This window comes from Desulfoluna sp. CYM3A, from assembly GCF_056829965.1.
In genome coordinates this window covers 5,193,719-5,213,863 of sequence record NZ_CP186556.1, presented here as the reverse complement: position 1 = coordinate 5,213,863, position 20,145 = coordinate 5,193,719, and the positions used below count along the sequence as shown (strand labels likewise).

Genomic DNA, 20,145 nt, shown 5'->3' with positions numbered 1-20,145 from the left:
ACAGTGTGACAGACGGTTGTGAGCCGCACGGGGATTCCGCTAGTTGTCCGTCGCCGTTCCCCTTGGTATGGTTGGCCCGGGGGGGACTATATTCTTTTGCGTAAAAAACCTTGGAGGAGTTTTCAGCACGAAGGATGTAGTGATGACCATAAAACACTATTTCGAACACATGACCTACCACCTTATCGGACTGACCCTGACCCTCATTGGTCTGATCCCCCAACACCGAGCCGACCGGCTCGCCCATTTTCTCGGACATGCCTGGTTCAAAGGCGACACACGGCGCCGCATGGTGGCCATGGACAATCTCACCCATGCCTTCGGGGACTCCATGGACCAGCAGGAGCTTACGGACCTTGCCCGGCGCAATTTTGTCAACACGGCCCGGATGCTCTTTGAGCTGGGGCAAAGTACCCGGTGGCCCCTGAAGAGCGTCAGTGACCACTTTCGCTACTACGGCCACCACCACGTCATCAACGCCCACAAAAAAGGCAAAGGGGTGCTGGTGGTCATGGCCCACATGGGCAACTGGGAGTTCCTGGCCCCGGCCATCGTGGCCTCAGGGCTCCAGCCCGCCGGGTACGCACCCCTGGCTTATGCGCCCCTGGATCGCTACACCAAAGACATGCGGGAAAAATTCGGTTGCCGTATGTACCCCACCCGCAAGGCCGTGGATGGTATCCTCAGCGAACTGGATCAGGGTAACCTGGTGGGCCTTCTCATCGACCAGAACGCCAGCAAGCCCCACCAGAGGGTCTTTGTGGATTTCATGGGCCGCAAGGCCAGCGCCCACAAAGGCCTGGCCCAGCTTGCCGCCGTCACCGGGGTGCCGGTGGTCTCCTTTTTTGTGGTGCGTGAGCACGGCAAGTTCCGGGCGGAGTTCGGCCCGGAAATCCCCGTGGTGGACACCGGAAACCCCCAGCAGGACCTTGTGACCAACACCCAGGCTTTCAACCGGGTCATCGAGTCGATGGTGCGCCGTTACCCGGATCAGTGGCTCTGGGGGCACCGTCGCTGGAAGACCCGCCCGGAGGAGGAGCCTGCCCCCGGCGGCCCTGTCGTGGGTTGAACATTTAAACCGTTTAACAAACAGGTTATAAAAAAGATTCAGGCCAATCAAAAGTGAAATTCCCTCGAAGCCTGTTTACGAGGTGGCTCACCTCCCCGCCGAAGGCCTCTTTTCGGTTTATTCCCCAAGCCCTCTTGTCCCTGCCGTTCATTCGACTTTGCTCCCGGAGGGCAACGATGTTTTGATGGGTTGTCCTTCACATTATCCCACACGCGTTCGCCCTGCACGAGATCCTGTTTGCCATTGCCAAACCCCTGGTGTGTCAGTATAGTTCTATCCTTTTAGAAGGAACGTTTGAAGGGTGGCGGTACCGTCCTTTTCCCTGTGGAAGGCGCGGGCGCTGTTCTGTGATGAGACACCTGGGTGTGGATGTGTGGAATGGAATATCTGGTATACAAGGTCGTTCGTCTGTTGTTTCTGTTGTTGGGGCTCATCCCCGAGCCCGTGGCCGGGAAAATGGCCAGTGCCATCGGCGGTATCTGGTACCGGCGGGACAAGCGCCACCGGGAGGTGGCCATCAAGAACATTAATGATTGTCTTCGGCAAGGAAATGTCCGAAGAAGAGATCCGGGAACTGAGCCGGAAGGCCTTTGATCATATTGCCCTGGTCCCCTTTGAGATGGGACGCAGCCTTCGCTGGAACTGGGCGGATCTGAAGGCCCGGTTTCGGATTTACGGAATTTTTCACCTGACGGCGGCCCACGCCAAGGGCAAGGGTGTTCTGGTGCTGACCTGTCACATGGGGAACTGGGAGTTTCTTCCTGTCTCCATGGGGGCCACGGGGTATCAGATCTCGGCGGTGTACCGCCCCCTGGATTTCAAACCCATGGACCGGTTTATCCTGGAGATGCGGGAACGCTTCGGCTGCCGCATGTACCCCACCAAAAAGGCGGTGAAAGGCATCCTGGATGAACTCTCCCAAGGCAACGCCGTGGGACTTTTGAGCGATCAGAACGCCCCCAAGCCCCATCAGAGCGTGTTTGTCACCATGTTCGGCAAGACCGCTAGCGCCAACAACGGCATCGCCCAGCTGGCCCTCACCACCGGCGCTCCGGTGATCCCCTACTTCGTGGCCCGGGACGGCCGGTTCGTCCGGGGTGAGTTCGGCCCGGAGATTCCCCTGGTGAATACCGGTGATTTCGAGGCGGATGTCCGTACCAATACCCAGAACTTCAGCTATGCCATGGAAAAGATGGTTCGACCTGGTAGCGGGTCCACAACCGCTGGAAGACCCGACCCCGGGATGAAGCGCAGGGGTGAGAAGCTCATGGTTGCTCCGGCGGCCTGCGGGCTAACTTTTAAAAAGTTTGACAAAACAGGTCTTAAAAAAAATAGTGAAGAAACCCCGGTTTGGAGGTGAAATGCTGATTTTTCTGAGGAGCGAAGGGGAAAACGCATTCGCAACCTGCTTTCGAGGTGGCACACCTCGCCGCCGGAGGCGAGCTTTTATCTTTTACCGTCATAGACGGCATGCAAAAGGCCCAGGCCACCCTTTTTCTATCCCCGGCTGCGGGTGACTGAGAACCAAAAAACGCCTTCGGAATATCCGAAGGCGTTTTTTTATACCTGTCGGCTGGTGAGGCCGAGGGCCAGGTATGAGGGTGGACGGGTTCTGGTCTTACCTGAAGGCGTACTGGACGCCTATGCCGATGATCCAGAGATCCTTTTCATAGGTGATGCCGTGGCTGTCGGTGTCGTCTTCGTAAAAGAGCTTGGTGGCCCCCACGTCAAATCGGAGGCCTTCAACGGGCTCGGCCATGAATCCTGCGGAGATGCCGTGGTAGACGTTTTTGGAGAGGGCCGTGCTGTAGTCCTCCGGGTCCACACCGGCGTCGGAGTAGGAGTAGCCCGCACTCACGGCAAAAGCGGGGGTGACGGCGTACTCAAAGGCACAGGCCACCTCCACCCCGTTGTCCAGGCCCTCTTCGGCCCCCTCCCAGTCGATGTCGTCATGCCAGGTGTAGCTCACGTCCGTGGCCAGGGTGAGGGCCTCGGTGGCCTTCCAGGAGACGCCCAGTGCGGTCATGGCGGGGAAGTCTTTTCGGGTTTTGTCGCCTTCGGCCCCAAACATTAGAGATTTCGATAAGGCAGGCGCTACTGTCCCTTCGATTTTGTCCACCTCCCACTCCACCCGGGTGCGGAACTCGTGGCGGAACCCGATGTTGACGGTGGGGCTGGGGGTGTAGTTCAGCCCGACGATGGGGGCAAAGCCCGTGCCGGTCTTTTCGTAGTCCAGGATATCCCCTCCGTCGATTTCGTAGGTGTTGGTCCCGTAGACCAGGCGGCCGGTCAGCGACAGGGAGAAGGTGTCGCTCACGGCGCAGGCACCGCCGACATAAGCCCCCACCCAGGCGGAGGCCACCTCTTCGGATACGGCGGGGCCGATAGAGCGTTTCATTGCAGCGTAAGCTAGCTGTTTTGTGGTCACTCCCTTTTCTTTGTTGAGTATTCCGTTGTCATACTCCAGGGCCCCTCCCCCGCCGATGACCCCGAATCCCGTAAATGCGCTCCATTTTTTGCCGTTTTTCACGGCAAAGAGGTTGGGCACCACCGTGGTGAGGGTGGTGGTCTCGTGCCGCACCCCGTCCTTGGTGTGGCTGTACTCCTTGGGCAGGAACTGGTTGCCCGCCATGATAAAGGTGCCCTCACCCAGCCGGATGGTGCCGGCCGGGTTGTAGAGGACCGCATCCACGGAGTCGGTGGCTGCCACACGTGCGGGCATGCGGGTCCAGTCCGCGCTCAAGTTGGTGTTGTTTTCGATGAGGGTCGCTCCGGCGGTGGATGAGAGGGCCACCCCCGCAAGGAGCGTTAGAACAGCAGCGATACTTTTTTTCATCTTCATACCTGATCCTTAATTTTCCTAAATCTTAGATAATGGATTCTCAGGTTCATTTGCTACTTGTGATCCCTGAGAGAACATGACAGACAACTGTCCGCCTGGTTCGGCTATCGCCTTGCAGTGGGGCTGTTTCGCCAAACCATATCCGCAACATCGGTTGGGTGGATATTTACTTTAGTTAGACATCTAAGTAATATTGGGTGTGAATAATTTTATCTTAATTTTAACTGCAGCTATTCAGTTCGTTACACGTAACTGGAAAGCGGTTTAGGTGACCCCCCTTAAAAAAAAAGATTCAGGTGAATCTCAACCCAGGGCAAAGGTGATTTTCCTTCGCAACCTGGGGGGCTGGATCCTTGGGGCGTATTCCCTGGCCGCCGAAGGCTCTTTGGCCCGTGCATTATTTTTTGTTGGAGTGCCGCCAGATTTTCATGGCTTCCGCCTCCTTGATGAGCCCTTCCCTGAAATCGGGGTGGGCGATGCTGATCATCAACTCGGCTCGTTTCCAGGTGGATTGGGCCCTTACCTGGACGGCCCCGTATTCCGTGACCACATAATCGGTCATGTGGCGGGGGATGGTGGTGATGGAACCCGGGGCAAAGGTGGGCAGGATGCGGGACTGGAGTTCCCCTTTGGAATTGGTGAAGGTGGAGGTAAGGCAGATGAAGCTTTTACCGCCCTTGGACCACTGGGAGCCGATGACAAAGTCCCACATGCCTCCGTTGCCCGAGACCTGGTTGGTGCCCAGGCTCTCGGCGTTTACCTGGGTGTAGAGGTCCACCTGCAGGGCGTTGTTGATGGAGACAAAATTATCGAGTTTGGCGATGACCCGGGGATCGTTGGTGTAGTCTGCCGGGTAGGAGGCCGCGGCCGGGTTGTTGTCCACGAAGTCGTAGAGGCGCTTGGAACCCATGGCAAAGGTGTAGGGAACCCGGTACCGGTCCAGGCTTTTGCAGGAGCCGTTCATGCGGCCGGATTCGATCATGTCCACGTAGGCGTCGGAGAGCATTTCCGTGTGTCCCCCTAAGTTTTTCAGGTCGGACTGGGCGATGATTTTGCCCACGGCGTTGGGCATGCCCCCGATGCCGAGCTGGATGCACGAGCCGTCTGTGATGTGGCCCACGATGAGTTCGGCGATGGTGCGCTCCTGTTCGTTGGGCTCGGGGCTGGGCAGATCGGCCAGGGCCAGATCGGCAGGGGCCTCCACCACATAGTCCACGGCGGAGATGTGGACGGCCTCTTCGGCTCCGCCCGGGCAGACGGGCAGGTTGGGGTTAACCTCGACGATGACGCAGTCTGACTCTTCCATGGCCGCCAGGGTGGCGGAGTTGTGGAGGCCCAGGTTGAAGTAGCCGTGGTCGTCCATGGGGCAGACCGTGCAGATCACCACGTTGCGGTGGGGGGCCACGCCATCCCGGAACCAGGAGGGGGCCTGATGGTACATGATGGGGTAGTAGAACCCCACGTTGAAGTCCCGCTGCAGCACCCGTGAGATCTTGCTGAACTGAAGGTCGTGGTAGACAAAGCTTTCGGGGTGCTTGACCACTTCGGGCACCGGGGGCAGGGTGACGGCCACGTGAACCTCCACGTCCCGGAGTTCCTCATGACGGGCCGCCAGGGCGATGTCGCACACCACGGGCTTGCCGTTGAAAAATCCGTAATCCACCACGTCCCCTGATTTGACGATCTGTACCGCTTCCTCGGCGGGAACGCATTTTTGACTGTACTGGCTGCTGTATCGGTTCATACTTCTCCTCCTTTGCACCGTCGGAATTCGAAAATCAGAATTTCTCAATTGCGAATAATGTTTTTATGAACAAAACAAACGAATTGACGAACGGAGGATATGGGTATTTATAACAAGGGGATGAAGCTTGGCGGGGCTGGAAACCGTCGAGAATGCCCGAGGCGTGGCACAGGTGCCACGTCCGTTGAGGGGAGAGGGCATAACAGTCACGAATTATAGATACAAATCGTTGGTGTGGCAAAAATGTCCCGTCGGGGGACTATTCGATTCCGTAGCCTTTGAGCTTTCGAAACAGGGTTTTTCGGTGCACCCCGAGGAGCTCTGCGGCCCGGGCTTTTTGCCAGCGTGTTGATTCCAGGGTGCGCAGGATGTGAGCTTTTTCCACCTCGGCAAGAACGTCGCTGAGAGGCCTGGGACATCCCTCTTCCCGGGGTTCCGGCGGCAGGTCGGCATGGGGCTCCGGAGACGGCAGGTCGAGGCGGCTCATGGTGATGTATCGGTGAATCACGTTCTGGAGTTCCCGGATGTTGCCGGGCCAGGGGTGGGCCTGGAGCCTGCTCATGACATGGGAGGGGATTACGGGGAGCTTCTCTCCGGTGACCAGCTTTTCCAGGAAGTGGTGGATGAGAAAGGGAAGGTCGTCGAGGCGGTCCCGCAGCGGGGGCAACGTGATGGGGATGACGCTGATGCGGTAGAAGAAGTCTTCGCGCATGCGGCCCTGCTTCACGAGCTCTTCGGGATTTTTGTTGGTGGCGGCAATGATGCGGATGTCCGGGTGGACCGGTTCGCGGCCCCCCACGGGGAGGAAGCCGCCTCCTTCGATGGCTCGCAGGAGCTTGGCCTGCATGTTGAGGTCAATCTCCGAGTTCGTCCATAAAGAGGGTGCCGCCGTGGGCCAGTTCCAGGAGCCCTTTTTTGTCCCGGTCCGCCCCGGAGAAGGCGCCTTTTTTGTACCCGAAGAACTCGCTCTCCATGAGTTTTTCGGGAATGGCAGCGCAGTTCACGGGCACGAATTTTCCTTCGGACCGGTCGCTCAGGTCGTGGACCGCCTTGGAGACCAGCTCCTTTCCTGTGCCGGACTCTCCGTAGACGATGACGTGGGCGGAGGTTCGGGACGCCTTGAGGATGGTCTCCAGAACCTCCTGCATGGGTTTGCTCCGACCGACGATGGTTCCCATGGCGTGGGATTGCCTGACCCGGGTCTCCAGGTGATGGAGGCGCTCGGTGAGGGCCCGCTCCCGCCTTTTCCGTTCTGTGATGTTGCGAAGGATCCCCAGCACCTCGCTTCCGGCCAGGGCGATGATCCGGGCCTCGTACCACTGGGTGCCCCGGACCTCGGCCCATTTGAATTCGAAACGCTGGACTGTGTGGTGGGCAAGGGCCCTGCCGATGGCGTCCATGGCCTCTTTGAACTTTTCCCGGGGCAGAAAGTCGGAGAGGTGGCTGCCGGCGTAAGGGGCCTTCCCTTTGACCATGGAACTCCTCGGGCCCTTGTAAGTGGTGATGCGGCCGGTTTCCATGATGCGGATGATGGTGTCGGGGATGGCGTTTAAGATACCCCGGGTCACCTTTTCGCTCTCCTCGAGGGCCTCCTGGGCCCGGACCCGCTGGGTGATGTTGTTGAAGAAGGTGAGGCTGGCGGGGCGCCCGTCCCAGACGATCTCGATGGCGTGGATCTCGAACCAGACGATCTCCCCGTCCTTGGTGATGAGGCGGAAGGGGTAGACCTGGGGCACGGGCTGGTGGTTCATTCGTTTTCGGTAGCGAGTGTCCACAAGCGTCACGTCGTCCGGGTGGACAAAGTCTCCGTAGGGACGGCTGACCAGCTCGTGGGCCTCGTATCGGAGGGCGATTTTTGACGGCATTGGCGTTGACGTTTCGAATGATGCCGTCCTGCAGCACGATGATTGCGTCGCTTGAGTTTTCGAAAAGGGGAAGGTTGTCCGTCTCAAAGCCCATGGCATTGCTCCGTCTGGTTGTCTCCGATTTAAAAGGGGTACCCCCGAGACCTACTAAATGGCGGAGCATAAGGAAAGGGTGTTCTCAAAATAGGGGGCCATTGTCTCCACAGCTTTTGCTGAAAAAATCAAAATAAATGATTGTTCGGTTTTCTGACTCTGTGGATAGGTGGCCGGGTTTTATTGCGATGAAACAGTGACGCCAATGCACTGATGCTATGGGCTCTTGTGATGTGCAGGGTGGATCGACCAACTCTCAGGCGAGAGTCTCAATCCACATAGAATGTGGGAGATCTTAAAATGAGTGAATATTCGTTTAAGGGTAATTGCAGGAAAAATTCAAGGCAGTTGGGTGGTGCGGGCATGGTGGTCCAGAAAGGGCCGCGGGCTGGAAGGCTCGGCAACAATGGGCGGGTCGTGGGCACCGGATTTTATCAACGGGGTGCCGCCGGGCCAACGGGGGGAGCCTCCCCCGGACAGTGGGTGGGTTGAAGCTTTTGAGCAACACGACGAATAAACGAATGCTCATTTGGGCGGACCGGACAATAACCTGTGTTGACTCTTACGCAGGCAATCCTTGCCTTTAATCTGTTGGAAGCTATAGAAGAAGAAGGCATTGCCGTGGCGACATGTGGTCCTTTATCTGTGCAGCACGGCATCTTTTCAGGAATCAATTAAATAAATAAACATTCGTTCGTTTAAGAATACCATAAAATGAACATGTTGGGAGCCTTTGCCATGGACGACAGCACACGGGACTATTACGAGCAGGAGGCGCAGCGGTTCTTCGACGCCACCGTGAACATCGACCCCACCCCCATTCTTACCCCCCTGGCCGAGGCGCTTTTGCCCGGGGCCAGGATCCTTGATATCGGCTGCGGGTCCGGTCGGGATCTTCTCTGGTTAAAGGAGAGGGGCTTTCACCCCCACGGACTGGAGCCTTCCGCCGTCCTGGCTTCCCTTGCCGAACAGCACTCGGGCTGCCCCGTGACCGTCGGGGAGCTTACCACCACAGATCTCCTGGATCGCCCCTGGGACGGCATCCTTGTTTCCGGGGTGCTCGTCCATCTTCCCCACAAGGCGGTGCCCGGTCATCTTCTCCGTCTTGCAGGGGCCCTGGCAGACGGCGGTCGCCTGTATGTTTCGGTGAAAGAGGGCGAAGGGGAAGGTGCCGATGCCGATCACCGCACCTTTTATTACTGGCAGGATGCCGATTTCAGGGTGGTGGCAAGCCAGGCGGGCCTTGAGGTGTGCTCCATGGGCCGGTCCGCATCGGCCCGGGGCAATACCGATATCTGGCTGGGGTATCTCTTGAAAGCGGAAGGGGCAAAGCCGTAAGGGGCGCCCTGGTGACTTACGGGGAAGGAACTTTGGTCACCGGCATGCGGATTTCGATGAGGTAATCGTCTTCACGGGGGACGGCCAGGGAATCGAGGAGGACTTTTTCAATGGCGGTGTTGCCGGTTGTGTAGCCCTGCCGGGCGATATGCGCCCACAGTTTTGCCCTGGACAGGGAGAGCTCTTCAAAACGCCCCTTGTGGTAGAGGTACGCATACTCCCCTGCCGGAATGGTTGCCCCTGTGGCTCCGGCAACATGGAGGGCGACGCTTTGAAAGCGTTCATCTGCCTCCGGGGAGACCTCAACACAGGTCGCTCAAGGGAAAGCTGGTGGTACTCTGCCTGGTCGTTCCCGCGGGTGGCTTGAAACAGCTTTTTGATGGCAAGCTCCAGGGCATAGAGGTCATGGGGCGCCTCCACCGGCTCCCGGACGACATGCATGGTGTCGAACCACCGGATGCCCATGTCCATGGGAATGATGGTTTGCCGGCTTTTCAGGGCCGTGATGATGGTAGACTGCGAGGCGGTTGACGGGTTTGCTCTCATCTCAGGAGCTCTTGCTGAATCACAGAATGCCTCCTGGTCTTCCAGAATCGTGATTCGCTCATCAATGGACTCTTTGGTCAGGTAGGTTTTGATCTCTTCAAGCTTCATCCCCAGGCTTTTCAGGGAGAGGATCACATCCAGGTCTTCGAACTGGTCCAGGGTGTAGTACCGGTATCCTGTTCTGCTGTGGACCTCCCTGGGCTTAAAAAGGCCGATCCTGTCGTAGTGGAGCAGGCTCTGCTTAGAAATGTTGTGCAACCTCGCCATCTCTCCGGCCATAAATTTAACCTGCATGACGTCTCCTTTTTTCTTGACCCTATAGCAACTATATACCTTAAGAGATGACCGTTTTCATATCGTAATTTTTTAGCTTAATGCCTTCGCTGCCCTTGCCGCCGGAGGCAGTTCGGCAAAAGATGCCTCCGGCGGCCCTGCCGGGGGCCAAACTTTTAAAAAGTTTGATAAACAGGTCTCAAGTAATCATTCATAGGCCTCCTATCCGAGCAATTCCGACAATCGCACACCCGCGCTTTGTTTTGATTGCCCTTCGTGGTCATCAAAACGAATCATGGATGCATTAGAAACGTTTTTTGCGGAGCTTTTCTTCAAAAAAGCGACCCGCCGGAGGCAACTGAATAGTTACACAGGTTTTAAAAAACAGATTCAGTTAAATCTGAATGAAAGGCGAATGTGATTTTCCCTGAGGAACGAAGGGGAAAGCGCATTCGCAACCTGCTTTCAAGGTGGTACACCTTGCCGCCGGAGGCTTTTTTGTTTTTTTCCCTCTATAGAAGGCAGCCTTTTAACCGATGAAGCGTTACTCGACATACATTCATGAGAGCGAAGACCAAGATGGAAGAGCATTTTAAAAGAGAGTGGAGCATGGGTGATTTCCTCCGGTTTGTCACCCCGTCCATATTGAGCATTATCACCATTTCCTTTTACATGGTGGTGGATGGCCTGTTTGTGTCCCGGTATGCCGGGCCCCTTGCTCTGGCCGCCATGAACATCATCATGCCCTTGTTCAGTTTTTGCTTCGGCATCGGCATCATGGTGGCCGCCGGGTCCAGTGCCATCATCGGCATTGAGCTGGGGGAGGGGAATCGGGACGGCGCCAACCGCCACTTTTCCCTGGCCTTTGCGAGCCTTGTGGTGGTGGCGGTGATAATTCTTGTGATGCTGAAGGGGGTGGGGGTGGAACGGATCTCCCGGCTCCTGGGGGCCACGGATACCCTGCTTCCTTACTGCGCCGTGTACCTCAAGGCCTTTGGGGTCGGGCTCGCGGTTGTGGTGCTGCAGATTTTTTTCGAGTTTTTTATCCGCCTGGACGGCAAGCCTGTGTGGGCCTTTTACATCACCCTGGCAGGCGGGTTTACCAATATCCTTCTTGACTACCTGCTCATCGTGCGCCTGGACATGAGGCTCCACGGTGCGGGCGTGGCCTCGGCGGCAGGTATCGGGCTCTCCGGTGCGATCGGGGTCTTCTATTTTTTGAAGCGCTCTGTTTCCCTTACCTTCACCCGGCCAACGCTTGATGTCCCGTTTCTCCGGGATACCGTCCTGAACGGCTCTTCCGAGATGATCTCGGAGATCGCCAGCGGGGTCAAAACCCTGGTCTTCAACCTGGTGATCATCACGTATGCCGGAGAAAAGGGCGTGGCGGCCCTTTCCATTATTATGTACCTCTACTTTATGCTCTCTTCCCTGTACATCGGCCTCAGCATGGGGGTGGCTCCGGTTCTCAGCTTTAACTACGGTGCCCGGAACGTGGAAAAGCTCAAGGGCTTGATTGGCCACTCGTTCCGTGTCATCGGCGTCACGTCCCTGGTCACCTTTGTACTCACCTGGGTGTGGGGCGGGCAGGTTATCCGCCTGTTTGCCGAGGGGCAGCCCGTGGTGACGGCTGTTGCCGAAGGGGGGCTTCAGATCGTTACCTTCACCTTTCTGATCAACGGGTTGACGATCTTCAGTTCGGCTTTTTTTACCGCGATGAACAACGGGAAAATTTCCGCGCTCCTCACCTTTTTGCGGACCTTTGCCTTTACCCTTGGCTTTGTCTGGTTTCTCCCACGGGTCATGGGGCTGCCCGGGGTCTGGTTGTCGGTTCCTGCGGCAGAGTTGGCCACCCTTGCCGTGTGCCTCTGGTTTGCCAGGGCCTACCGGGGGGTGCGCGCCAGATGGCGGGGAGCCCCTTGCGCCTCGGGTCTCCAAGGCGTAAAAACCCTTCTAAAAGGTGATGCGGATTCGAGCACCGTTGGCCCCGGAAGAGATGGACAGGTTCCAGCCTGCCTGGTCGCAGACCCGCTTGACGATGGACAGGCCGATGCCGTGCCCCTGGCTTGATTTTCCCCTGACAAAGGGGTCGGTGACCTGGTGGATGATGGTCGCGTCGATTCCCGGCCCGGTGTCTTCTACCTCGAACCGGGTGGTGCTGAGGCGCACAAGGACGGTCCCCGCCCGTGTGTAGGTGCAGGCGTTGCGGATGAGGTTGGAGACGGCCATCTTGAAATCGGGACCGGACACGGCAAGGGCCGGATTGCCGGTGCACTCGAAGGAGAGGATGACGCCCTTTCCCTCCACGAGGTAGCTGCTCTCCTGTATGGCCTCCTCCACCAGGGTGTCGGCCGCAAAGGATGCGGCACCCATGGCGGTTTCCTCCCGTGCCTTCATCAGCAGGCTTTCAATGAGGGTTTCCATTTCCGAGACCGAGCGATCGATGCGTTTCAGCGGGCGCTGGATGCTTGTTTTGTCATGCTCCGGGAGCTGTTCCATGAGCTCCACAGCCCCTTTGATAACCGTCACAGGGGTCCGGAGCTCATGGCTGGCGTCCCGGGTGAACTGCTGTTCCCGCTCGATGAAGGCCCGGATGCGCTTGTTGGTGCTGTCCATGGCCCGGGCCAGGGCCCCCACCTCATCGTGGGCGTATTCCGTGGAGAACCCCACGGGCAGGTCTTCGGGCCGGGAGCGGCTCACCCGCTCCAGGAGCCTGGCCATGGGGTGGATCAGCAGATGGGCGTTGGCAAGGCCCACGATGATGCTTAAAGCCGCCGCCACGAAAAAGCCGTATCGAAACACCCTGTCTATCTGGTCATGGAGGCCGAACCGCGACTCAAACCCCCCGTCATCGATGATGAAGTAGAGTTTTTTCTCTTGTCCGGGCAGGCTTCGGATGAGGTACCGGTGGAAGGCTGGCCCTCCGATGCCGTCGGGCCTGCTTGAAAAGTAGGTCCCGTCCGGAAGGCCCCGAAGCAGGTCTCGAAAGTTGGGCGGGATGTCCTCGATCTCATCGTAAATATTGATGAACAGGCTCCGGGTGAGAAAGGGGGCCTTGCCTTCGTCGTAGTTGCTCAGGTAGTTCTTGATCTCCTCTTGGACGCGGAAGTTTTCCATCTTTTTATGGATGCGGCGCATCTGGTGGGAGACGGCCAGGCCGTATCCCAGGGTGAGCAGGGAGCCGAAGAGGACAAAGGAGAGAAAGACCCGAAACGCGTGGGTTTTGAAAAACCTCGGTTTGAGCTCCATGGGCGGGCGTCGGTGGCGCGTCATGAGGTTGCCTCCACCCGGTACCCGATCCCGTGGAGGGTATGGAGCAGCGGGGCGTCAAAGGGTTTGTCGATTTTGGTGCGCAGGGTGTAGAGGTGGGACCTCAGGGCATCGCTCCCCGGCGGGGTGTCTCCCCAGAGGGCATGCTCAAGCTCCCTGCGGGTGACCACATGGGGGGAGGCCTCCATCAGGCGTTTCAAGAGGGTGAGGCAGGTGTGGTTCAGTTCAATTTCACGGCCCTCTCGGTGCACCTTGAGGGTGGCGGTGTTCAGGGTGAGGTCTCCCACCTGGAGCAGGGCGGTTGAAGGCTTGCTGCTTCGCCTGGACAGGGCCAGCACCCGTGCGGCCAGCTCTTCCAGGGCAAAGGGTTTCACCAGGTAGTCGTCGGCCCCGGTGTCAAACCCGGCCAGCTTGTCGTCCAGGGTGTCCCGGGCGGTGAGCATGAGGACGGGGGTGGCTTTTCCTCCCTCCTGTCGGAGTTTTGCACAAAGGGTCAGGCCGTCCATGCCCGGAAGCATCAGGTCCAGGATGATCACGTCGTACGCCTCGGTGAGGGCCAGGTGCAGGCCGGTGATGCCGTCCATGGCAAAGTCGGTGAGGTGGCCGCGGGCGTCGAAGTAGTCGCCGATGTTTTCGGCAATGTCCCGGTTGTCCTCGATGATCAGAATGCGCAACGTGTTTTGTGTCATGTCCGTGCCTTCTCCGTTGCAGGGGATACATCCCCTGCATCCCAGGTTCGCCTTGCCTCCGGCGGGTCGCTTTTTTGAAAAAAAGCTCCGCAAAAAACTTTCCGAAAAATTAGAACAGTCAAAATCGCTGAAATTCATGCCAAAGCTGTCAAGGGCTGTTTGTCAAACTTTTCAAAAGATTGGCCCCCGGCAGGGCCGCCGGAGGCGCATTTTTCACCCTTGCGTTGATATCTCACCTGGTCAGGTTTGTTCCGGTGACAGACCGGATCTTTTCCCATGCGGTGAGGAGGCTCACCCGGGCGTCCACGAGGTCGCCTTCGGCGCTGACCAGGTTGTTCTGGGCTTCGTTGAGTTTGACCACGCCTGTTTTTCCCGCACGGTACTCCTCTTCCACCAGGTCCCGGCTCTGCCGGGTCAGGGCCACGGTCTCCTCCTGAAGCTTAACCTGCCTGAAGGCCGTGTCAATCTCTTCCACGGCCTCCCGCACCTCTTTTTTCACGGTCAGGGCCACATCCTCCATAGTGTGTCGGGCTTCCCGTCGGGCCGCTTCGGCCTCCGTCACCTTTGCCCGGGTTTCGCCGCCGGAAAAGAGGTTCAGTTTGACGGTGACCCCGATGCTGCTGCCGAAGTCATCTCCCTCGTAGCGTGCGTCGTCCTCCCGGGAGCCGGACAAGGCCCCGGTGAGGCTGACGGTGGGGTAGTAGCCGGAGCGGGCAACACCCACGGCGCTCTCCGCCTGTTTGACGGTTGAATCGCTCTGGGCAAGGTCCGGGCGCAGGGTCAGGGCCGTGGTGATCAGGTCTTCGGTGACAAGGGGGGCGGTGTCCCAGGTACCTGTTGTTTCAAGGGGGGCCAGGGTGAGGTCCTCGGGCAGGGCGGCCTCGTCAATGCCCATGAGGGCCGCCAGGCCGGTGAGGGCCACGGCATGGTTTTTTTCGGCGGTGAGCAGGGTTGCCGCGGCCGTGTTGACCTTGATCTTGAAGTTAAGCACATCGCTGAGGGAGCCTGCCCCTGCTTTGTGGCGGGCCTCTGCCTCCTTCAGTTGCCTTGCGTTGTACGCTTTGTCCGACAGGGCAATGGAAATATTTTCCTCTGCACTCTGGAGGGTGTAGTAGCTCTGGGCCACGTTGAAGATCAGGAGGCGCCGCGCATCTTTTTCCGCTGCCACCGAGGCTGTCTCACCGTACCTGGCCGATTTGAGGTCATAGGATCTGCTGAATCCGTCAAAGAGGGTGAGGGTGGCGGAAAGGGACGCATCGTAGGTCTCCCCCTCGTTGGACAGCGTGGCGTTGGGCGCGTCCTCCGTGTGGGTGAGGGAGGTGGTGGCATCGAGGCTGGGAAACCAGGCACCTCTTGCCTGACCTGTTGTCGGGCCTGTTCGATGCGATCCTGCACCGCCTGGATGGATGGGTTGCCGGAGACCGCAATGTCCTGGGCCGTGGCCAGGTCCAAAACCTTGAGGGAGGCAATGGGCTGCTGGCTCGCCTGGTCGGCTGCAGCCGGAAGGGCCGTGGCCAGGGCGAACAAACTGAGATAAAAAAGAAAACGAGCTTTCAAAAACATGGTTGTGTACCTGTGCATCGAGGATTTCAAAAAGGGGCCCCCGGCGGGACTGCCGGGGGCGCGGTGTCAGGTGTCGTTGCCTGTGTGGACAGGCTCTTGGGACCCGTGATTCCCTGGGGCGCGTGCCATCAGGCGTGCGAGGGCACAATGGCCGTCATGGAGGACCACCATGAGGGCCGGGACCAGCAGGAGAGTGAGGACCGTGGCAAAGGTGACCCCTGAGGCCAGGGAGACCCCCATGGGAACCATGGTGGCGGCGGCCGGGTCGGTCTCCAGGATCAGCGGGAGGAGTCCGCCCACGGTGGTGACGCTGGTGAGCATCACCGATCGGAACCGCCGGACACCCCCGGAGACCACGGCTTTTACCAGGGGCATGCCTTCGCTTATGTTGGTGTTGATGCGGTCGATGAGGACGATGGCGTCGTTAACCACCACCCCGGAGAGGGCCACCATGCCGAAGACGCTGAACAACGAGAGGTTCAGCCCCATGACTGCATGGCCCAGGGCCGCGCCGATGAGGCCGAAGGGCACGGTGAGCAGGATGATCAGGGGCTGGGCATAGGAGCGGAACATGGCAGCCACGATCATGTAGATGCTCAAAACGGCCAGGGGGTACCACAGGGCGAGGCTGCCAAAGGCCTCCCGGTCTTTTTCCGCATGGCCCTTCAGCCTTATCTCCACACCCCTGTTTTTCTCAAGTTCGCTGAAAAAGCCGCTTTCCAGCTCTTCCAGCACCTCCCCTGCAACGAGCTTGGTGCTGTCCACGTCGGCGCTGACCGTGACCTGGCGTCGGTTGTCGGTTCGTGTGATGGTCGAGTACCCCGGACGGATCTCCATGTCGGCAACGGCCTTCACCGGCACCATGGTGCCGTCGGGGGCTTTCACCATCAGGTCCTTGAGGCTTTCCAGGGTACTGCGTTCTTCTTCGGTGTAGGTGACTTTTACGTCCACCTCATCGTTTCCCCGCTGGATCTTGACGGCCTCTTTGCCGAAGTAGGCGGCAAAGGCCTGATTGGCAAGGTCTCTGACCGTGATCCCCAGGTTTCGGGCCTCCGGTTTCAAGGTGAAACGGATTTCGTTTTTACCGGGGGAGCTGTCGCTTTCGATGCGGAAGACGCCGTCTATTTGCCTGAGCCTTTCCATGACGTCGTCAGCCGCTGCGGTGAGGGCGTCAAGGTCGTTTCCTTCCAGGGCGATTTCGATGTCCCCGCCCGGAGGCCCGCCGCCCCCTGAGGTGTAGGTGAGCTTCTCCACACCGGCGATGGCCCCCACCTCCTGTTCCCAGGCCAGGCAGAGGTCCCGGGTGTGGATGCCACGCTCCGAGGCGTTGAGCAGGGAGACCTGCACTCCGCCCAGGTTGGCGCCGGTGCTTCCCATGGAGCCCATGTGGCCATTGACAGCCTTGCCGGTGACGGAGAGCATGTGGTTCACCAGGGGGGCCCCGGAGGCGGTGTCGGTCTTTGCCGCCAGGGAGTGCATGCCGGCCTCGATGCGGGCCACCGCGGCCTCGGTCACCTCGTAGGGGGTGCCTTCGGGGAAGGTGAGCTGGGCGGCCAGTTCAAATCCGTCGCGCTCGGGAAACATGTTGTACTTGAGGAGGCCGCCCCGAAACAGGCCGATGGTGACCAGGGCCACGGCCACGGCTACACACACGGCCGGGTAGCGATGGGCGAGCACCCTGGTCAGCAACGGCCGGTAGACGGTTTCGGCCACCCGCTCCATGCTCTCCACGCTCCGGGTGTGAAAGGACTCCAGGGCCCGAAGCGGGGCAAATCGTGACGGGGTTTGCCTTTTGGGATCCGGCAGGGTCGACAGGTGGGCCGGCAAGAGCATCAGGCACTCCACCAGGGAGATCACAAGGCAGGCGATGACCGCCACGGCAAGGCAGACAATGACCTTGCCCATGGTGCCTTTGATATGCATCAGGGGAACAAAGGCCAGCACCGTTGTTGCCACGGCGGCAAGGACCGGCATCCCCACTTCCATGAGGCCGTTTACGGCTGCGGCAAGGGGGCCTGCGCCGTTTTTCCTTTGAACGTAGACCGCCTCGCCCACCACAATGGCGTCGTCGGCCACGATGCCCAGGACCATGATCAGGCCGAAGAGGGAGACGGTGTTGATGGTGTACCCGGTGAGCCAGAGGATGGCCAGGCCCCCGGAAAGGGAGATGGGGATGCCCATGCCGGCCCAGAAGGCGAGGCGGGTGTCGAGGAAGAGCCAGAGAACGGCAAAGACGAGGATCAGGCCCATGATGCCGTTTTTCCGGAGGATGCCGATGTTGGTCCGGATCTCTTCGGTGTTGTCGGAGAGGATCGAAATGTGAGCTCCGGGGGGCAGGGTGCGGTTGGCTTCGGTGACGTAGCGGGTGACCCGGTCGGCGATGGCGATGGCGTCTTCCTGCTCGGTTTTGGATACCACCACCAGGGCCATGGGGTTTCCGTTTGACCGGATGGCCAGTTTGTCCTGCTCAAAATCGTCCTTGATGGTGGCCAGCTGACCCAGGGAGAGGCTCTCCCCACCGGTCCCCGCCACCACCACAATGTCTGCCAGCTCTTTTCCGGAATAGCGCTTGCCCATGGTTCGGACGCTGAACTCCTCGCCCCTTGTCTTCACCTTGCCGCCGGAGAGGTTCAGGCTGGAGTTTGAAATGGCCGTGGCCACATCAGACAGGGTCAGGTCGTATCTTCGAAGGACCTCTTCGGAGAGCTCCACCGTTATCTGGTAATCCCGGGTACCGGTGACCTCCACTTGGGAGATCTCCGGGAGGTGCTTGAGCTCGTCCTCCATGGTATCGGCCCAGGTCTTGAGGGTCTTTTCATCCATCTCTCCGCTTACGCCCAGGGTCATGACCGGAAAGATGACGGTGGGCACGTTGACCACCGGGTTGTCCGCGTCGTCGGGGAAGGTGGAGATCTGGTCGATTTCGTTTTTTACCCGGTCGTAGACCTTTTCCGTGTCGTACCCGTATTTGACGGTGATCACCGTGGACGAGCTGCCCTCCGTGGAGGTGGTGGTGTAGGTGTCGATGCCCTCCACCGAGTCAATGGCGTCTTCCACCTTGCGGGAGATCCCCTCTTCCGTGTCTTCAGGGGAGGCGCCGTCCCAGGCGAGTTTGACGGTGACGGTGTCCAGGGTCATGGAGGGGAAATCTTCCCGCACCATGAGGCGGGCAGCTCCCAGGCCCGCAAGCAGGATGATGATCAGCAGGATGTTGGCAAACACCGTGTTTCGGGCAAAGGCTTCGGCTATTTTTTTCATCGGGTCCCTCCCGAGGCCAGCTCTTTGGGGACGGCGATGGTGAGCAGGGCGTTTTCAAGGGGGCTTGCCAGGCGGCTCGTGATCACCCGGGTGCCTTTGGCGAGCCCGGCCGACACATAGGTGAACCCATCGTGGGTGTAGGCTGTTTCCACGGCCACGGTCTTCAGGCGTCCGTTGCTGTTGATGCGCACGGTGCCGTCGGAGGTGACGGCATGGGAGGGCAGGGGAACCAGGTTTGGCAAGGGCTTGCCCGGGATGGTGACCCGGCAGAACATGCCCTCGGTGACGGGAAATCCTTCCTGGGCCAGCCGGTCTATTCGAACGGCCACATAGACGGTGCGGGATGCGGCGTCATAGCGGACGACCCTGTCCAGGGTGCCGGAGGCCGTTGCCGCGCCGTCGTTCCAGGAGACGAGGCAGACTTTTGGGACCAGGTTGCCAAACCAGGTGGCAGGGGCCGGGCCGTCTTCAAACTCCAGGAACATGGCGGCTTCGTCGCCCTTGATGGGAACGGACACCTCCAGGAGGGCGTCGTCGGCAAGGGTCACCACCTGGGTCCCGGTGGTGACGTACTGATCTTTTTCAATGGAGACGGATTTGACCCGGGCCCTGAAGGGGGCGCGGACCGTGGACTTTTTCAGGTTCAGTTCGGTTTCGGCCAGGGAGTGGGCCAGCTGGTCCACGGCATCCCGTGCCGTGTTGTAGGCCTGCTCTGCGGATTCCACGTCGGAGAGGCTGCCGGTCTTCATGGCGTCGAAGAGCTTTCGGGTTCGCTCGAACTCTTTTTCCAGGAGGTCCCGATTTCGCTTCAGGGTCACGAGGCGGCGTTCAGCCGTGGTTTTATCCAGGGTGAGGGTCTCGGTGTCCAGTTGAAAGAGGGTCTCTCCTGCCTCGATCACCTCTCCCTCCTCCAGGCGGGGGTGAACCGCCACCACCCGGCCGGAAACCTCCGGGCTCAGGGCCACGGTATTCAAGGCTGTGACTTCACCATACCCTGAGATCACGGTCTGAACCTCCCGGGGCATGGCCTCGGTGACCTCCACGATCAGGGCGGACTCTTCAATGGCTTTTGCCCCGGGGGGGACCCGGAGCCCGGCCAGGGCCTTCATGGCACAGACGCCCGCCAAGAGAACGGCGCCGCAGAGAAGGGCGCTGGTTGCTTTTTTCATCGGTTGTTCCTTGTCTTGCGTTTTGCTTGGGGGGTTGAAAGGGCGCAGGCCGCCCTCGGGGGGGGGATGAGGGCGTCTGCGCGGCTTATCGAGGGGCCCGAAGGCCCGCCTCAATGCAAGACAGGCTACGTGAAAGGGTGTGAAACAGACGTGAAACCCATGTGAAATTTTCGTGAAACCAGAGGTTCGCGAATGCTTCAACCCTCGTCCCTCGGGGGGTCGCATTCGCTTACGGGCTTGGCCCGTGGTGAGCGGTGAATTGCCTCCGGCGGCCCTGCCGAGGCAAGCTGAATCGTAACAAAAAAAGCCATGAAGAAACTTATCTCCATGGCTCTTTAGCGTTTTTTTACGGGCGCAGCCCGTCAGCACATGTGAAGAGGCGAGGAACGAGCCTCTGAGCATGTGCGAACCCTGGGGTGCAGGGGA

The 20,145-nt window shown here is 59.3% G+C and carries 14 protein-coding genes and 2 pseudogenes; 5 read left to right on the top strand and 11 right to left on the bottom strand.

Going from position 1 to position 20,145, the window contains the following annotated elements; genetic code table 11:
• Nucleotides 1–142: 142 nt before the first annotated feature.
• The 3 genes from ACOYW1_RS26380 to ACOYW1_RS26370 all read left to right on the top strand — a co-directional run bounded on the left by ACOYW1_RS26380 (nucleotide 143) and on the right by ACOYW1_RS26370 (nucleotide 2,429).
• On the top strand, nucleotides 143–1,069 hold the full coding sequence (locus tag ACOYW1_RS26380; protein ID WP_482420344.1) for a lysophospholipid acyltransferase family protein: 927 nt from the start codon (nucleotides 143–145) through the stop codon (nucleotides 1,067–1,069).
• Between the two features lie 378 nt (nucleotides 1,070–1,447).
• A complete protein-coding gene (locus ACOYW1_RS26375) occupies nucleotides 1,448–1,663 on the top strand; it encodes a hypothetical protein (protein WP_482420343.1) in 216 nt (71 codons plus the stop codon).
• Nucleotides 1,620–2,429, top strand: coding sequence for a lysophospholipid acyltransferase family protein (locus ACOYW1_RS26370; RefSeq protein ID WP_482420342.1), 810 nt, complete (start codon nucleotides 1,620–1,622; stop codon nucleotides 2,427–2,429). Before ACOYW1_RS26375 ends, ACOYW1_RS26370 begins: the two co-directional genes overlap by 44 nt.
• Nucleotides 2,430–2,687: 258 nt before the next feature.
• Here the strand turns inward: ACOYW1_RS26370 and ACOYW1_RS26365 are convergent, their stop codons facing one another.
• The 4 genes and pseudogenes from ACOYW1_RS26365 to ACOYW1_RS26350 form a co-directional block, all read right to left on the bottom strand.
• The gene (locus tag ACOYW1_RS26365) at nucleotides 2,688–3,911 is read right to left on the bottom strand and encodes an OmpP1/FadL family transporter (RefSeq protein WP_482420341.1); all 1,224 of its coding nucleotides are present in this window, start codon (nucleotides 3,909–3,911) and stop codon (nucleotides 2,688–2,690) included.
• A 397-nt stretch (nucleotides 3,912–4,308) separates the two neighbouring features.
• Nucleotides 4,309–5,655, bottom strand: coding sequence for an acetyl-CoA hydrolase/transferase family protein (locus ACOYW1_RS26360; RefSeq protein ID WP_482420340.1), 1,347 nt, complete (start codon nucleotides 5,653–5,655; stop codon nucleotides 4,309–4,311).
• A 259-nt stretch (nucleotides 5,656–5,914) separates the two neighbouring features.
• Nucleotides 5,915–6,367, bottom strand: coding sequence for an AAA-type ATPase lid domain-containing protein (locus tag ACOYW1_RS26355; RefSeq protein ID WP_482423828.1), 453 nt, complete (start codon nucleotides 6,365–6,367; stop codon nucleotides 5,915–5,917).
• Nucleotides 6,368–6,385: 18 nt separating this feature from the next.
• Nucleotides 6,386–7,520: pseudogene (locus ACOYW1_RS26350) on the bottom strand (sigma 54-interacting transcriptional regulator); the annotation flags it as partial.
• An 807-nt stretch (nucleotides 7,521–8,327) separates the two neighbouring features.
• Here ACOYW1_RS26350 and ACOYW1_RS26345 point away from each other — a divergent pair.
• Nucleotides 8,328–8,951 carry a class I SAM-dependent methyltransferase gene (locus tag ACOYW1_RS26345; protein ID WP_482420339.1) on the top strand — a complete coding sequence of 208 codons (624 nt, stop codon included), beginning with the start codon at nucleotides 8,328–8,330 and terminating at the stop codon, nucleotides 8,949–8,951.
• Between the two features lie 16 nt (nucleotides 8,952–8,967).
• Here the strand turns inward: ACOYW1_RS26345 and ACOYW1_RS26340 are convergent, their stop codons facing one another.
• Both ACOYW1_RS26340 and ACOYW1_RS26335 read right to left on the bottom strand, forming a co-directional pair.
• On the bottom strand, nucleotides 8,968–9,126 hold the full coding sequence (locus ACOYW1_RS26340) for a hypothetical protein (RefSeq protein ID WP_482423827.1): 159 nt from the start codon (nucleotides 9,124–9,126) through the stop codon (nucleotides 8,968–8,970).
• Nucleotides 9,127–9,584: 458 nt separating this feature from the next.
• Nucleotides 9,585–9,764 (bottom strand): annotated as a pseudogene (locus ACOYW1_RS26335) (MerR family transcriptional regulator); the annotation flags it as partial.
• 615 nt (nucleotides 9,765–10,379) lie between these two features.
• Here ACOYW1_RS26335 and ACOYW1_RS26330 point away from each other — a divergent pair.
• A complete protein-coding gene (locus ACOYW1_RS26330; protein WP_482420338.1) occupies nucleotides 10,380–11,840 on the top strand; it encodes an MATE family efflux transporter in 1,461 nt (486 codons plus the stop codon).
• Here ACOYW1_RS26330 and ACOYW1_RS26325 read toward each other — a convergent pair.
• From ACOYW1_RS26325 to ACOYW1_RS26305, 5 genes are all read right to left on the bottom strand, one after another.
• Nucleotides 11,724–13,043: a sensor histidine kinase gene (locus tag ACOYW1_RS26325; RefSeq protein WP_482420337.1), complete on the bottom strand. Its 1,320-nt coding sequence runs from the start codon at nucleotides 13,041–13,043 to the stop codon at nucleotides 11,724–11,726. The genes ACOYW1_RS26330 and ACOYW1_RS26325 overlap by 117 nt on opposite strands.
• Nucleotides 13,040–13,729, bottom strand: a complete 690-nt coding sequence (locus ACOYW1_RS26320) for a response regulator transcription factor (protein ID WP_482420336.1) — start codon at nucleotides 13,727–13,729, stop codon at nucleotides 13,040–13,042. The genes ACOYW1_RS26325 and ACOYW1_RS26320 overlap by 4 nt, the downstream gene beginning before the upstream one ends.
• Nucleotides 13,730–13,961: 232 nt before the next feature.
• The gene (locus ACOYW1_RS26315; RefSeq protein WP_482420335.1) at nucleotides 13,962–15,440 is read right to left on the bottom strand and encodes a TolC family protein; all 1,479 of its coding nucleotides are present in this window, start codon (nucleotides 15,438–15,440) and stop codon (nucleotides 13,962–13,964) included.
• Nucleotides 15,359–18,550 (bottom strand): efflux RND transporter permease subunit, encoded by a 3,192-nt coding sequence (locus ACOYW1_RS26310; protein ID WP_482420334.1) that lies wholly within the window; start codon nucleotides 18,548–18,550, stop codon nucleotides 15,359–15,361. Before ACOYW1_RS26310 ends, ACOYW1_RS26315 begins: the two co-directional genes overlap by 82 nt.
• Nucleotides 18,547–19,719 (bottom strand): efflux RND transporter periplasmic adaptor subunit, encoded by a 1,173-nt coding sequence (locus tag ACOYW1_RS26305; RefSeq protein ID WP_482420333.1) that lies wholly within the window; start codon nucleotides 19,717–19,719, stop codon nucleotides 18,547–18,549. The genes ACOYW1_RS26310 and ACOYW1_RS26305 overlap by 4 nt, the downstream gene beginning before the upstream one ends.
• Nucleotides 19,720–20,145 lie beyond the last annotated feature (426 nt).

Bases quoted from the DNA above. Each gene is read 5' to 3' on its own strand.
- ACOYW1_RS26380 (WP_482420344.1), top strand. From the start codon at position 143: ATGACCATAAAACACTATTTCGAACACATGACCTACCACCTTATCGGA.
- ACOYW1_RS26375 (WP_482420343.1), top strand. From the start codon at position 1,448: ATGGAATATCTGGTATACAAGGTCGTTCGTCTGTTGTTTCTGTTGTTG.
- ACOYW1_RS26370 (WP_482420342.1), top strand. From the start codon at position 1,620: ATGTCCGAAGAAGAGATCCGGGAACTGAGCCGGAAGGCCTTTGATCAT.
- ACOYW1_RS26365 (WP_482420341.1), bottom strand. From the start codon at position 3,911: ATGAAGATGAAAAAAAGTATCGCTGCTGTTCTAACGCTCCTTGCGGGG.
- ACOYW1_RS26360 (WP_482420340.1), bottom strand. From the start codon at position 5,655: ATGAACCGATACAGCAGCCAGTACAGTCAAAAATGCGTTCCCGCCGAG.
- ACOYW1_RS26355 (WP_482423828.1), bottom strand. From the start codon at position 6,367: ATGCGCGAAGACTTCTTCTACCGCATCAGCGTCATCCCCATCACGTTG.
- ACOYW1_RS26345 (WP_482420339.1), top strand. From the start codon at position 8,328: ATGAACATGTTGGGAGCCTTTGCCATGGACGACAGCACACGGGACTAT.
- ACOYW1_RS26330 (WP_482420338.1), top strand. From the start codon at position 10,380: ATGGGTGATTTCCTCCGGTTTGTCACCCCGTCCATATTGAGCATTATC.
- ACOYW1_RS26325 (WP_482420337.1), bottom strand. From the start codon at position 13,043: ATGACGCGCCACCGACGCCCGCCCATGGAGCTCAAACCGAGGTTTTTC.
- ACOYW1_RS26320 (WP_482420336.1), bottom strand. From the start codon at position 13,729: ATGACACAAAACACGTTGCGCATTCTGATCATCGAGGACAACCGGGAC.
- ACOYW1_RS26310 (WP_482420334.1), bottom strand. From the start codon at position 18,550: ATGAAAAAAATAGCCGAAGCCTTTGCCCGAAACACGGTGTTTGCCAAC.
- ACOYW1_RS26305 (WP_482420333.1), bottom strand. From the start codon at position 19,719: ATGAAAAAAGCAACCAGCGCCCTTCTCTGCGGCGCCGTTCTCTTGGCG.